9 protein-coding genes and 1 pseudogene are annotated in these 13,383 nt (G+C 69.9%); 2 read left to right on the forward strand and 8 right to left on the reverse strand.

Annotated features, from left to right (window positions below):
• Positions 1-11: 11 nt before the first annotated feature.
• The 5 genes from MEBOL_RS28255 to MEBOL_RS28275 are packed head-to-tail and all read right to left on the reverse strand — an operon-like array spanning position 12 to position 7,305.
• Positions 12-1,181: a VWA domain-containing protein gene (locus MEBOL_RS28255; protein ID WP_095980356.1), complete on the reverse strand. Its 1,170-nt coding sequence runs from the start codon at positions 1,179-1,181 to the stop codon at positions 12-14.
• Positions 1,168-3,426, reverse strand: coding sequence for a DUF5682 family protein (locus MEBOL_RS28260; RefSeq protein WP_245918921.1), 2,259 nt, complete (start codon positions 3,424-3,426; stop codon positions 1,168-1,170). The genes MEBOL_RS28255 and MEBOL_RS28260 overlap by 14 nt, the downstream gene beginning before the upstream one ends.
• Positions 3,408-4,493, reverse strand: a complete 1,086-nt coding sequence (locus MEBOL_RS28265) for an ATP-binding protein (protein ID WP_095980358.1) — start codon at positions 4,491-4,493, stop codon at positions 3,408-3,410. Before MEBOL_RS28265 ends, MEBOL_RS28260 begins: the two co-directional genes overlap by 19 nt.
• Entirely contained in the window at positions 4,490-5,977 is a 1,488-nt protein-coding gene (locus tag MEBOL_RS28270) for a DUF5691 domain-containing protein (RefSeq protein WP_095980359.1), read from the reverse strand. The genes MEBOL_RS28265 and MEBOL_RS28270 overlap by 4 nt, the downstream gene beginning before the upstream one ends.
• Positions 5,974-7,305 (reverse strand): SWIM zinc finger family protein, encoded by a 1,332-nt coding sequence (locus MEBOL_RS28275; RefSeq protein ID WP_095980360.1) that lies wholly within the window; start codon positions 7,303-7,305, stop codon positions 5,974-5,976. The genes MEBOL_RS28270 and MEBOL_RS28275 overlap by 4 nt, the downstream gene beginning before the upstream one ends.
• A 174-nt stretch (positions 7,306-7,479) precedes the next feature.
• On the opposite strand from MEBOL_RS28275, the gene MEBOL_RS28280 reads away from it, so the two are divergent.
• Positions 7,480-8,364 carry a DNA-methyltransferase gene (locus MEBOL_RS28280; protein ID WP_095980361.1) on the forward strand — a complete coding sequence of 295 codons (885 nt, stop codon included), beginning with the start codon at positions 7,480-7,482 and terminating at the stop codon, positions 8,362-8,364.
• A gap of 31 nt (positions 8,365-8,395) precedes the next feature.
• On the opposite strand, the gene msrB is transcribed toward MEBOL_RS28280, so the two are convergent.
• The 3 genes and pseudogenes from msrB to MEBOL_RS44155 form a co-directional block, all read right to left on the reverse strand.
• Positions 8,396-8,818 carry a peptide-methionine (R)-S-oxide reductase MsrB gene (msrB, locus tag MEBOL_RS28285; protein WP_095980362.1) on the reverse strand — a complete coding sequence of 141 codons (423 nt, stop codon included), beginning with the start codon at positions 8,816-8,818 and terminating at the stop codon, positions 8,396-8,398.
• Positions 8,819-8,862: 44 nt separating this feature from the next.
• On the reverse strand, positions 8,863-12,129 hold the full coding sequence (locus MEBOL_RS28290) for a PAS domain-containing protein (protein ID WP_425437651.1): 3,267 nt from the start codon (positions 12,127-12,129) through the stop codon (positions 8,863-8,865).
• A pseudogene (locus MEBOL_RS44155) lies at positions 12,109-12,576 on the reverse strand (PAS domain-containing protein); the annotation flags it as partial. The gene MEBOL_RS28290 and the pseudogene MEBOL_RS44155, both read right to left, overlap by 21 nt.
• Positions 12,577-12,834: 258 nt before the next feature.
• On the opposite strand from MEBOL_RS44155, the gene MEBOL_RS28295 reads away from it, so the two are divergent.
• Positions 12,835-13,383, forward strand: a complete 549-nt coding sequence (locus tag MEBOL_RS28295; protein ID WP_095980364.1) for a chalcone isomerase family protein — start codon at positions 12,835-12,837, stop codon at positions 13,381-13,383.

Below are 13,383 nucleotides of genomic sequence, written 5' to 3' on the forward strand. Positions count from 1 at the left end.
CGGCAATCTCTTCAGCCCGGACGGGCGACCTGGATGTCCTGGCGGGCCGCCCAGGCCTTCAAGTCCTGGCGTTGAATGGCCGCGGCCATGAGTTCCGGGAACAGGTCCGGGGTGCAGGCGAAGGTGGGGATGCCCATCGACGCGAACTGCGCGGCGTGGTGCGTGTCGTGCGAGGGCGTTCCCTGGTCGCTGAGCGCCAGCAGGCAGATGACCGTCACGCCACTCTGTACGAGCGACGCGGCACGCTGGAGCATCCGCTGGGAATTGCCTCCCTCGTACAGGTCCGTGATGAGCACGAGGATGGTCTGCGCCGGCCGGGAGATGAGCTGCTGGCAGTAGGCGAGCGCCTGATCGATGTCCGTGCCGCCTCCCAGCTGGGTGCCGAAGAGCAGATCCACCGGATCCGACAATTGCTCGCTCAGGTCCACCACGGCCGTGTCGAAGACGACCATGCGCGTGGACACCGCCCGCATGGAGGCGAGCACCGCGCCGAAGATGCTCGAATAGACGACCGAGGGCGCCATGGAACCGCTCTGATCGATGCAGAGCACCACGTCCCGCAGACTCGAGCGCTTGCGCCCATACCCCACCAGCTTGTCCACCACCACGGACTTGCGCTCGGGCAGATAGTTGCCCAGGTTGGCGCGCAGCGTCCGATCCCAGTCGATCTCCGCGGCCCTGGGCCGGCGCGTCCGCGATGCCCGGGACAGCGCCCCGCGCACGGCCTGCTCGGTGGGGGCACGCAGCCGCTGCTCCAGCGCGTCCACGACCTTGCGCACCACCCGGCGCGCCGTTTCCTTCGTCTTCTGGGGGATGACCTTGCGCAGGGACAGCAGCGTGGACACCAGCTCCACGTCCGGCTCCACCGCATCGAGCATTTCCGGCTCGAGCAGCATCTGATCGAGCCCCAGCCGGGTCATCGCGTCCCCCTGCATGACGCGCACGACGGAGGCGGGGAAGTACTCGCGGATGTCGCCGAGCCAGCGGGAGACCCGGGGCGCGGAGGCACCCAGGCCCGCCTTGCGGTGGGAGTTCTCGGGGTCCTTGGATCCGTAGAGCGCCTCGAGTGCCCGATCCATGCGCTGCCCGGCTTCCGCCAGGTGAGTGCCCAACGCGTCCTGGGCGGGCGCGCCCAGCACGAGCCGCCAGCGCTCCAGCCGCTCTTCCTCAGTGGGTTTCATCGAGCTTCACTCCCAGCAGCAATGACAGCACCGGCAGCACCTTCGCCACGCGTTCCTGGTCCAGCTCTTCCCGCTTCGCCTCGCTTCGCTCCGCCGTGGGCGCGCGCGCGAGGTCGCGGATGCGCTCGGCCATGGCCCGCCGCTCGGCCGCGCTGAAGTCGGAGAAGGCGCGCCGGACCAGGGGCAGTTGCTCGACGAACGCCTCTCGCGACAGACCACACAGCCACCCGTCGAGCGCCGCCCACAGCTCGGTCCGGTGCAGCAGCAGCAGCGCGTTTCCGGCGATGAGTCCTTCCAACCAGGCCGCCGCCTCGGCGGGGGGGACCGCGGGCGACAAGGCCTTCTGGGCGAGCGTGCTCAGGTCCTCGTTGCGCACGAGCCCCAGCTCCAGACGCAACCGCAGCGCCGCTCCCCGGATGAGCCCATGGACCGCGTCCCGGTGGACGAGCCCGTCGAGTGCCTCGGCCCATTCCTCTCCCTGCGCCTTGTTCTCGAGCAGTCCCACCGCCGCCTGCATGGCGCGCAGTTGCTCGCGGCGCTGACGGGCGGCGTCGTCGTCCAGCGACACACAGGCGCCGGGCAGACCGATGACGATGCGCTCGAAGAGCCCTTCGGCGATGGCGAGGATGGGACCGGTGGGCGTCTCGCGCACGCTGCCATAGCGGACCGCCTGGGCGAGCGCGGGGAAGGCCTCGAGCAGCTTCGGAACATCCGCCGAGCGGGTGGAGAAGGCCTGCACCTGGCTCAGCACCGTGTCGATGGCCGAGGGCAGTTCCGCGAGCAGGGACGCCTCGAGCAGGGCGGTTAGCGTGCTGAGTTCGGCCGCGTCCGTCGCGCGTGCCACCACGCGGCCCGTGGCCGCCAGCTCCACCGTGTTGCCGAAGAGGCTCGCCTCGACGACGTTCACGGCCAGCACGGGCTGCCACTGCAATCTCCACGTCTCGCGGAAGGTTCCGGTCGTCTTCCGCGCGTCGTCCCCCAGCGTGCCCCAGGGGATGTCGAGCAGGGACAGCCGATGGAGCAGCCGGCTCCGGTTGCGGTCCAGGTCCTTGCGCAGGTCCAGCTCCTGGAGCTTGATCTCCGAGGAGGGGGCCAGGCGCAGCGCCTTCTGTTGGGCCGCGAGGTCGCGCGCGAGTGGGACGGAGGGCGCGTCCGAGGGCACCTCGCCCAGGCCCGTGCCCACCTCCAGCTTCTGGTGGATGAGGGCGAGCGGGGTCGCGTCTCCGCTACACAACACGCTGAGCGCGGCGTCCCGGAGTTCTCCCAGGCCCACCACGTTGCGCTCGCGCAGCGCCGCGAGCGCCTCGGCGAGCCGCACCGTCTCGATGACGCTCGCGGAGGAGGCATCCAGGCCCTCGTCGCGGAGCAGGTGGGCGATGCGCGCCGCCCAGGTCGACACGGGCCGCTCGGGCGTGAGCCACAGGTGCGCGTACCACCCCGGCGAGTCCACGCCCGCGCCATACCCGCTGCGCCAGCCGAGCCGGTCATACGTCCAGGGCACCCACGTGGCCGCCACCTTCGTCTTCGGCAGGCCCTTGAGCAGGGCATCGTCCTCGCGCGCGGGCCGGGGCTTCGCGAGCGCGGGGCCGTGCCAGGCACCGCACACGACGGCGATCTTCTGGAAGCCCTCCTTCTTCGCCTGGCGGATGCAGCGCCGCATGTGCGCCTCGCGCAGGGCCTCTCGCGGGGGCGGTTCCTTCTCGTCCTCGCGCAGGGCGCTCATGGCCTCGAGCACGGCCTCGAAGACGCCTTCCGCGTCCTGGCGCTGCTCGATCAGATGCTCCCACCAGCGCTCCCCGTCCTCGTGGCCCGCGGCGCGGGCGAGTGCCCCGAGCGGATCCACCCGGGGCGAGTCCTCCGGCTCGGGCGCCAGCGGCGTGCCCTCCGCCTCCGGGGGAACGAGCTGGTGCGTCTGGGGCAGGTCGATGAAGCGCACGGGCAGCGAGCGTGTCACCGCGTACTGGATGGCCTGCCACTCGGGCGAGAAGACGGCGAACGGGTAGAAGACGGCGCGCGAGGGCTCCTCGGCCGCGTAGATGAGCAGGGCCACCGGCGGCTTCATCTCCGCATGGGCCGCGAGCGCGAGGAGTTCATCCGCCTCGGGAGGACCCTCGATGAGCACCACATCCGGTTGAAGCTTCTCGAGCGCGCCCCGCACGCCTCGCGCGCTGCCCGGGCCGTGGTGCCGCACCCCGAGCACGTGCACGGCGGCGCCCGGCTCCGCGCTCACAAGACCTCCATGCACGCGCGGTAGAGGTCCTTCCACCCCTCGCGCTCCTTGACCACCGTCTTGAGGTACTCGAGCCACACCACCCGGTCCTGCACGGGATCCTTCACGATGGCGCCCGTGAGGCCCGCGGCCAGGTCCGGTGCCCGGAGCACTCCGTCTCCGTAGTAGCCCGCCATGGCCATGCCGCCGTTCATCACCGAGATGGCCTCGGCGGTGGACAGCGAGCCCGAGGGCGTCTTGAGCTTCATCGTCCCGTCCAGCGTGGCGCCGCCGCGCAGCTCGCGGAACAGGGTGACCACCCGGCGGATCTCCTCCAGGGCGGGCTTTTCCGCGGGCAGGGCGAGGGCGCGGCCCAGCTCGGCCACGCGCTTCTCGACGATCTGGACTTCCTGCTCCAGGGAGTCGGGCGTGGGCAGGATGACGGTGTTGAAGCGGCGCAGGAGGGCGCTCGACAGCTCGTTCACGCCCCGGTCCCGGTTGTTCGCCGTGGCGATGACGTTGAAGCCCGCGCGGGCCTGCACCTCGGTGGAGAGCTCCGGCACGGGCAGCGTCTTCTCGCTCAAGAGGGTGATGAGCGCGTCCTGCACCTCGCTGGGCATGCGCGTCAGCTCCTCGATGCGCGCGAGCTTGCCCTCGCGCATGGCGCGCATCACGGGGCTGGGCACCATGGCGCCCTCGGAGGGGCCTTCCGCGAGCAGCCGCGCGTAGTTCCAGCCGTAGCGCAGGGCCGCTTCGTCCGTGCCCGCCGTGCCCTGCACGAGCAGCGTCGAGTTCCCACAGATGGCGGCGGCCAGGTGCTCGCTCAACCAGGACTTGGCGGTGCCTGGCACGCCGTAGAGCAGCAGGGCGCGGTCGGTGGCGAGCGTCGCCACGGCGATCTCCACCAGCCGCGCGTTGCCGATGTACTTGGCGCTCACCTGGAAGCCATCCGGCAGCTTTCCTCCGAGCAGGTAGAGGCGCACGGCCCAGGGGGACAGCGCCCACCCCTGGGGCCGGGGCTTGTCGTCGATCCGGGCGAGCGCGGCCAGTTCCTCGGCGTACTGCTGTTCGGCGTGCTGGCGGAGAAGGGTGGAGGCGGTCACGGTTTCAACTCCTCGTGGAGGATGCGGATGAAGGAGACGAGCTGCTGGAGGCGCTCGAAGACGTAGCGGTAGGCGCCCAGGCGTTGCGGCAACGGCCGGAGCTCGGCGGCGGCGCTCAGGCATTCGGCAGGCAGGGCGCGGACGGCATGCCAGAGCGGCCCCACGGCATGAGGGGTGTCGTACAGCGCGTTGATCCAGGCCATGCCGAGCTCCCTCGGCCACGGCGCGGGCGTCAGGGCCACGGCGTGCTCGCGCCAGGGCAGGGAGGTGGTTCCGCGCAGGACGCTCAGGGTCCGCGAGGCGCGCTCGGCGGTGGGCAACTGCTCGAACACGGTGTGGGCCAGGGACTGGGCGCGAGAGGTGGAGAGCGTGTTGGAGCGTTGGCTCGACCAGCTGTCGAACAGCGCCGAGGCCCAGGCCGACGAGGGCTCCAGCCGGAAGGCGTGGGCCCATCCCTCGGAGATCGCGGCGTAGTCATCCGTCCGGGCGGCGGCGGCGGCGATCCGTTCCGGCGGGGTCTGGAACTGTTTCTCCCATTCGGGGAGCGGCACGCACTCCAGGATGCGGACGAGCCAGTGCTCGCTCTGGCCGACCCCGGCCGGAGGCTTGTCGAGCCCGTCCTTGTCCGCCTCGGCGTCCCATTTGGCGGGCCATTGAATGCGCAGCGCGGGGCCGCCCCATTGCAGCACGGCGTGGGCCCGCTCCCGCATGCGGCGCGAGAACGCGGAGCCCGGGAGCCGGGCCAGGAGGTGACGCGCCACCTCGCGCACCGCGGCCGAGCGATCCTGCCGGCCCTGCTCCAGCGAGGGCTCGTCGTCGAGGGACAGGGCCGCGTCATCGAAGCAGGCCAGGAGCCGCGCGCGATGCTCGGCCTTTTCCTGGCTCCAGGTGTCCTTCAACCACTGGCGGGCGCGCGCCGGATCGACGCGCCGCATGTCCTCGAGCACCGTCCGCCGTTCCTCGAAGGTGCCTTCCGTCCAGACGCGCTCGGCCTCGGCGTCCTGGCGGGTGGGGGCGGGCCGCCATCCCGGACGGAAGTGGGAGAGCCACCGTCCCCGCTCTCCCAGGACGGGCTCCAGGGTCGCTCGCGGCCAATCCACGCTTCGGGACAACACGCTGACGAGCAGCTCCGGGGGAAGCCGGCGCCGGGCGAGCGCCATGCGCTGGAAGACCTCGGCCAGCAGCTCGTCGCGATCGGGATCTCCCCCGTCCAACAGCTCCCTCACGAGGGCGCTCACGCGGGGGGAGCAGATCTCCAGGGTTTCCTCGGACGCTTTTCCCGAGGTGGCCTCGAGGACGAGGGGTTTCTGGCCCGCGGCCCGTGCCACGGCCCGCACGCCCGCGGCGAGCAGGACGCGTTTCTCCAGGGTCGCCCCCTCGAGGGCTCGGAAGGCCATGGCCTCCACGCCCTCCGTGGGCATGGCGTCGGGGGCGCGCGAGGTGCCCAGCGAGGCGAGGCGGGTCAGCGCGTCGAGTTCGGTCATGGGGTGGTCTCCGCGAGCGGGTAGAGCGTCTGGCCCACGCGGGTGCTCAAGGGCCGCAGCACCTCGCCGTCCCATTCACCGAAGAGCTCGACCGGATGGCCTCCGGACAGCGCGAGCAGCAACCAGCGGTTTCCCTCGCCCAGGCGCACCGCGGTGCCCGTCGCGTCCTGGAGCCACCACTGCTCGCGCGCGTCCAGCACGGGGGTGACCTGGCCGAGCAGCACCGGCATGTTCTCCTGGAAGGGCTGTTGGGACAGTTCCTGGGCGAAGCGCTGGCGGAGGCCGTCAAGCGAGAGCGTGGGCAGACTTCCCGTCCAGGCGCGGACCTCGCCCTGGCGTTGGAGCACCTTCGCGCGCCGCGGGGCCGCGCTCGGCCAGTACACGAGCTCCGCGTCGAACGAGCTCCCAGGCAGGAAGCTCTCGGTGAAGGGGGCCCGGCCCGCCGCGAACTGGAGCACGAGCGCCGTGCGGCCTCCCGTGGCGCCCATCAGGTGGGTGCGTTGCACGCGCACGCGGTCCTCGTCCTCCTGCTCGTGGCCGAGGACGACCCAGGTGTCCTGGACGCGCTCTCCCCGGGCCTCGACCTCTTCCTCGCGCAGGGAAAAGCCCACCAGGGCGCGCAGATCCTCCGCGAGGGGAGGCGGAAGCTGCTCCACCCGGCCCCACGCCTCGACGATGAGCGCGAGTCGGCCCAGCCGCTCCAGCATCCGCCGGGGCCAGTCGGGGCCACTGCCCTGAATCCCCGCGAGCTGCCGCACCCGCGACGCGAGTCCCGGGGCCTGGGCGTCCACGAGCCGCGCCGCCTGGGTGTTCCACATGTCCGGGCCCGTCTCGAGCCCCGCGAAGCCCGTGCGCACCAGGTCCTCCATCCACAACGTCAGCGCCTCCAGGCCCTTGTTCACGCGCTCGTGGCGATCCGCCGCGCGGCGCGCCTGGGCCTTGGTGTCGACGGGGGGCGCGCCCTCGGCGATCGCGGCCTTGCGCTTCTCCTTGCGCTCGACGGTGGCGGAGCGGCGCGCCAGCCACTCCTCGACCCATTCCGGGGGCGTGCCCTCGGGCAGGCGTTCCGAGGCGGCGAGCAGCAGCAGTCCCACGGCGTGCTTGCAGGGGAACTTGCGGCTGGGGCACGAGCACTTCGAGGTCAGGTCGCCCAGGTCGATGCGCACCTGGTACAGGGCGCTGCCCTTGCACTCGCCCCAGGCGGCGCGCTCGGCGCGGCCCAGGCCCTGCCAGTTGCTCTCGTTGCCGAGCTTCCTGCCCGCGGACGCGACCGAGGTATCCGGCGCGAGCGCGAGCACTTGTTCCACTGTCAGGGACGAAGAGGCCATGGGCGACGCGGGAGCATAGCGCCTCGGGTGACATCGCCGGGGGCGAAGTGGCGATTCGCGCGGCTCGTCAAGTTTCCAGGTGCTACAGGAAAGTACAGGCGGGAAATTAGACGTAGCACCGTGTTGCCCTCACATTCTGCCCCGTCACGACGACCCCCCTTTGACGGAGGCGAGATGTCCGCCGAAGCCGCAGCTCCTGCCCTGAAGCTTGTCCAGCCCTCCCTGCGTGAGAGCCTCTTCGCCAAGAGCGACGCGTACCGGCTCTATCAGGGCGACAGCCTGGCCCTGCTCAAGCAGTTCGATGCCGGCACGTTCGACATGGTGTTCGCCGATCCCCCCTACTTCCTGTCCAACGGCGGCTTCACCTGCAAGAACGGCAAGCGCGCCGCGGTGAACAAGGGCAACTGGGACGTTTCACGCGGAGTGGAGGAGGACCACGCCTTCACCAGCGCCTGGCTCAAGGAGTGCCAGCGCGTGCTCAAGCCCACGGGCAGCATCTGGGTGAGCGGCACCCAGCACGTCATCTTCTCGGTGGGCTTCGCGATGCAGAAGCTCGGCTACAAGCTGCTCAACACCGTCACCTGGTACAAGCCCAACGCGAGCCCCAACCTCGCGTGCCGCTACTTCACGCACTCCTCGGAGCTGCTCATCTGGGCCTCGCCCAAGCCGGCCGCCAAGCTCCAGCACACCTTCAACTACAAGAAGATGAAGCAGGACAACGGCGGCAAGCAGATGCGGGACGTGTGGGCCCTGCCGCGCGCCGGTGAGGAGGAGATCGACACCGACGAGGCCGGCCGCGTGTGGACGATGACCGCGCCGCGCCGCGAGGAGAAGGTGCACGGCAGCCACCCCACGCAGAAGCCGGTGTCGCTGCTCGAGCGCGTCATCGAGGCGAGCACCTCCGAGGACGCGGTCATCCTGGACCCCTTCAACGGCAGTGGGACCACCGGCGTGGCGGCCATGAAGCTCGGCCGGCGCTACGTGGGCATCGACCTGGACGAGAACTACCTGTCGCTGACCAAGAAGCGCCTCGCCGACGCCGAGCGCTCGGCGCGCTGAGCCGCACCGCCGGGGCTCGCTTCGCCGGGCCTCACTTCGTGACGAGCGGGAGCGTCTGCCCCTCGGGCGCGTGCTTCATCGCCACGGAGTTCATGCAGTAGCGCAGGCCGGTGGGAGGCGGGCCATCCGGGAAGACATGTCCCAGGTGTCCGTCACACCGGCCACAGCGCACCTCGGTGCGCACCATGCCGTAGGAGACGTCCCGATACTCCGTCACCGCGTCCGGCTTCACCGGCTGGGTGAAGGAGGGCCAACCCGTGCCGGAGTCGAACTTCTCGCCCGACTTGAACAGCGGGTTGGCGCACCCGGCGCAGACATAGGTGCCCGGCGTCTTCGTCCCCAGGAAGCAGCCGCTGCCGGGCCGCTCGGTCCCGTGGTGCCGCAGCACCTGGTACTCCTCGGGGGTCAAACGCTTCTTCCATTCCTCATCGCTCAACACCAGTTTGTCGGCCATGGGGGAATCCTGCTGTCCGGGCCTCCGGGGGGCAACCCTTTCTCTCAGCGCTCCTCGGCCACCTGGGCCAGGGCGTTCTCGATCTGCGGCAGCGCGTAGGGCTTGGGCAGGAGGATGACGTTCTTCATCCGCTCCTCCTCTCCGGAGAGGATCGAGTTCCCATGCCCGGAAGCGATGATGATTCTCATCTCCGGGTGGAGGCGCGCGACCTCCCGGGCCAGGGCCACGCCTGACATGCCCGGCAGGGTCACGTCGGTGAACAACACGTCGAAGCGCCGCGACGGCAGCTCCGCCAGGGCCGACTCGGCGCTCGGGACCGCGACCACGTCGTGGCCCAACAGCCCCATCAACTCGAGGGCCGAGGTGCGGATGTCCTCGTCATCCTCCACCAGGAGCACGCTCAGCCGCGAGGGAGGGGCGGGCTCCACCGGCTTCGCGGGGGGTGGGGTGAGGGCCCGGGCCTCCTGCTTCTTCTGCTGACGGTGGTCGAGCAACTGCCGCAGCTTGCGCGCCAGGTCCTCTCGACGGTGGGGCTTGCTCAACAGGTGCACGCCCGGATCGAGCCGGCCTCCGTGCACGATGGCGTTCTCCGTGTAGCCCGAGGTGAACAGCACCTCGATGTCCGGCAGGAGCGCCTTGGCTTGCCGCGCCAGCTCCGGACTGCGCACTGGACCGGGCATCACCACGTCGGTGAACAGGAGGTCCACCGGGAGCCCGCTCTGGAGGATGGCCAGCGCGCTCTGGCCATCCGGGGCCTTGAGCACGCGGTAGCCCAGTTCCATCAGGAGCTCCACCACCGTGGCCCGCACCTCGGCGTCGTCCTCGACCACCAGGATGGTCTCGTGACCGCCCTCGATGGGGCCGGCCATGGTCTCCTCCGCCAGGGGCATCTCGGCCTCGAACGTCCTGGGCAGGTAGATCTTCAAGGTCGTGCCATGGCCGACCTCGCTGTAGATCTTCACGTGGCCGCCGCTCTGCTTGACGAAGCCGTACACCATGCTCAGGCCCAGGCCCGTGCCGCGGCCCTCGGGCTTCGTGGTGAAGAAGGGCTCGAAGGCCCGGTCCATCACCTCGGGCGTCATTCCGCTGCCCGTGTCGGAGACGGCCAGGAGCACGTACTGCCCGGGGAGCACCTCCGGGTGTCTCAGCGCGTAGCGGTCATCGAGCATGGCGTTGCTGACCTCGATCGTCAGCTTGCCGGTGTTGTGCATGGCGTCGCGGGCGTTGATGGCCAGGTTGAGGATGACGTTCTCGAGCTGGTTGGGGTCCACGGACGTGTTCCACAGGCCCCCGCTGATGACGGTCTCCATCTCGATGTCCTCGCCGATGGAGCGGCGCAGCAGCTCATCCATGCCGCGCACCAGTCGTCCCAGGTGGATGACCATGGGCGCGAGGGGCTGCCGCCGGGCGAAGGCCAGCAGTTGGGACGCGAGCCGGGCGCCTCGTTCCACCGAGCCGATGGCGGTCCGCACCCGGCGCAGCCCCCGCTCGTTGCCGGCCACGTCCCGTTGCAGCAACTGGAGGTTGCCGGCGATGACCTGGAGCAGGTTGTTGAAGTCGTGCGCCACCCCTCCGGTGAGCTTGCCCACCGCCTCCATCTTCTGGGACTGGCGCAGCTGCTCCTCGATCTGCCGCTGCTCGGTGATGTCCCGCGCGGAGGCGTAGACGAGCCGGTCCTCGGGGATGGGCACCGCCGTCCAGGACAGGAGCCGGTAGGAGCCATCCTTGTGCCGCAGGCGGTTCTCGAACCGTTGCGTGCGCTCCCCCGTGGACAGTTGTTCGCGCTCGCCCAGCGTCTTCGCCCGATCCTCGGGGTGCTCCAGCCAGGTGGAGTCCTTTCCCACCAGCTCCTCTGGACTCCATCCGAGGAGCGTGCTCCAGGCGGGGTTGACGCTGAGGTAGCGTCCCTCGAAGTCCGCCACCACCAGCAACTCCTGGGACACGCTCCAGACGCGGTCCCGCTCGCGCGTGCGCTCCTCCACGCGCTGCTCCAGCGTCTCGTTGGCCCGCCGCAGTTGCTCCATCGCCTTGACGCGCTCGCTCGCCGCCCAGATGCGATCGGCGACGTTGCGCACGAACTCGATTTCATCCTCGTTCCACTCGCGCACCTCCGCGTCATGGAGGTACAGGACGGCCACGAAGTGGCCCTGCTCCAGCAGGGGGACGTTGAGCAGCGCCCGGATGCCAATGCCGAGCAGGTTCCTGGCGCCCTCGGCCGTGCGCTCATCCTTCTCGATGTCCGGGATGGCGACGGTCTCTCCGCGCTTGAGGTTCTCGATGAAGACGCCGTAGTCGGCGAAGCGGTGCAGGCCCGCCACGCTGGCGACATCGGGCCGGGCCACCCAGTCCCGCTCCATGTCCACGATCTCCTGGCGCGGATCGATGGAGCCATAGCCCGCGCGCAGCACGCCGAACAGCTTCCCGACGCGCTCCATGGCGGTGCCGGCGATGTCCGCCGTGTCGGTCAGATCTCGCAGCTTGTCCCCGATCTCCACGAGGGCCGCCTGGCGCAGCTCCGCGTTCTTCCGCTCGTCGATATCGAGCACCAGGCCGGGAAAGCGCACGGGCCTGCCCTGCTCATCGCAAACGCAGTACCCGTTGGCTTCCACCCACAGCCACGAGCCCCGGGCCTGGCGCACCCGGTACTCGGCCCGGTAGGGGCCCCCCGTCTCCAGCGTCCGGGTGATCAGCGCCTCGATGCGGGGGCGATCCTCCGGGTGCATGGACGCCACGAACATGCTCAGCGGAATGCCCCGGGCCGCCTGGGCCGGTTCGACGCCGAAGGCCTTCGCGAAGCGCTCGTCTCCGGTGACCCGGTCCTGGGGAATGTTCCAGATCCAGGTGCCAATCACGGCGCTCGAGTTCAGCGTGAGCTGGAGCCGCTCGTTGGCCTCACGCAACGCGTCCTCGGCGGCCCTGCGCTCGGTGACATCCTGGGCGACACCGATCAGCCGGAGGGGCTTGCCATTCTCGTCCCGGAACAGTTCCGAGCGCCGGGAGATCCATCTGAGCGCTCCCGTCCGGGGTTGGCGGATCCGGTACTCCACGGACGCGCTCACGCGGCCTTGCTGCTGGAGCTGAACGGTGGAGGCGAGGTGGCGATCCTCGGGAAGAATGAGCTGCTCGATCTCGGACACGGGCAGGGTGTCCACCCGCTCGATGCCATACAGGCGGCAGAACTCCGGACTCACCGTGAGCTGGCGGTGAACCACATCGAACGTGAACAGCCCGATGCCGCCCGCTTCCTGCGCGAGGCGCAACCGCTCGTCGCCTTCCCGGAGACGTTCCTCGGCCCGCTTGCGGTCGGTGATGTCCTGGGTGACACAGATGATGAACTCGGGATGGCCCACCTCGTCCCGGGCGAGCGAGACGTGGTTGTTGACCCACACCGAGGAACCATCCGGCCGCAGGTAGCGCTTCTCCACGATGAAGGGCTCGCCCGTCTTCAACAGCCGTTGGAAGTGAGCGGCGCTCGCTTCCCGGTCATCGGGGTGCGTGAGGGACAACTGGGTCCGCCCGAGCACATCCTCCAGGGGTCGCCCGACGATGTCGCAGAAGCGCTGGTTGGCCAGCGTCAGCGTTCCATCCAGGGCCCGCTGCGAAATACCGACGCTCGCCTGGTTGACGAGCATGTCCAGCCGCTCGCGGTCCCTTCGCCGCTGAGCGGCGGGCTCCTCGGTCACGGGCGGCTCGGTCTTGTCGCCGACAGGCTGGGGGTGGCTCATGGGTGCAAGGTGACTCAGTCGAGTGTCCTCCATGAAACTGGTGATGCCTCCTCTTTCGTATCTAAACGATGGGGCGGGATGGGCGGTGGTTTCCGACCAACCTGCCCGCAAGCCAAGGGGTTCCTCTCCAGGTTGCTAGCGGAGGGGGCCCGTGGATGGGAGTGTTTTTTCCCGACGCGGCGCCCGTTCACAATCGAACGAAGCCACTGGTCCCGGGCCGGGCGAGCCCTGGTCAGGAGTCCAGTGCATGCCCACCCTGGCGGGTACCGGTTGAGGTGACGGGAGGGGCCGATGGCGCGGAGTGCGTGGGGGTCGGGAATCGGGGGGCTGTTCGTGGCGGTCCTGTTGTTCGCGGGGACGGTCCAGGCGCGCGAGTTGGCGGGAGTCCGGATGCCGGACGCGCTCACGTTCCAGGGACGCCATCTGTCGCTGGCCCACATGGACCTGGAGGAGAAGTTCTTCTTCAAGGTCTACGTCTGGTCGCTCTACCTGGAGCAGAAGCCTCTCGAGAAGTCAGAGGCCATCTCCGCCAATTGCGTCAAGCGGTTGCAATTCCGCTTCCTGCGCAAGGTGAGTCGCGACCAGCTCGTGGACGCCTTCCGTGACGGGCTGGCCTCCAACGCCGCGTTGCGCGGCGGGCCCCTGAAGGACGAGCTGGAGCGGTTGCTGGGCTCCCTCAAGGACGTGTCCGAGGGAGGCGAGCTCATCATCACCTACGTGCCGGGAGGCGGCCTTCACGTGTCAGGCGAGGCCTCTCATGGGCTGAGTGTCCCCGGCAAGCCGTTCGCCGACGCGCTCTTCGTGTCCTGGTTGAACCAGCACCCCATCTTCGAGTCATGA

It is taken from the genome of Melittangium boletus DSM 14713 (genome assembly GCF_002305855.1).
GTDB classification, from domain to species: domain Bacteria; phylum Myxococcota; class Myxococcia; order Myxococcales; family Myxococcaceae; genus Cystobacter; species Cystobacter boletus.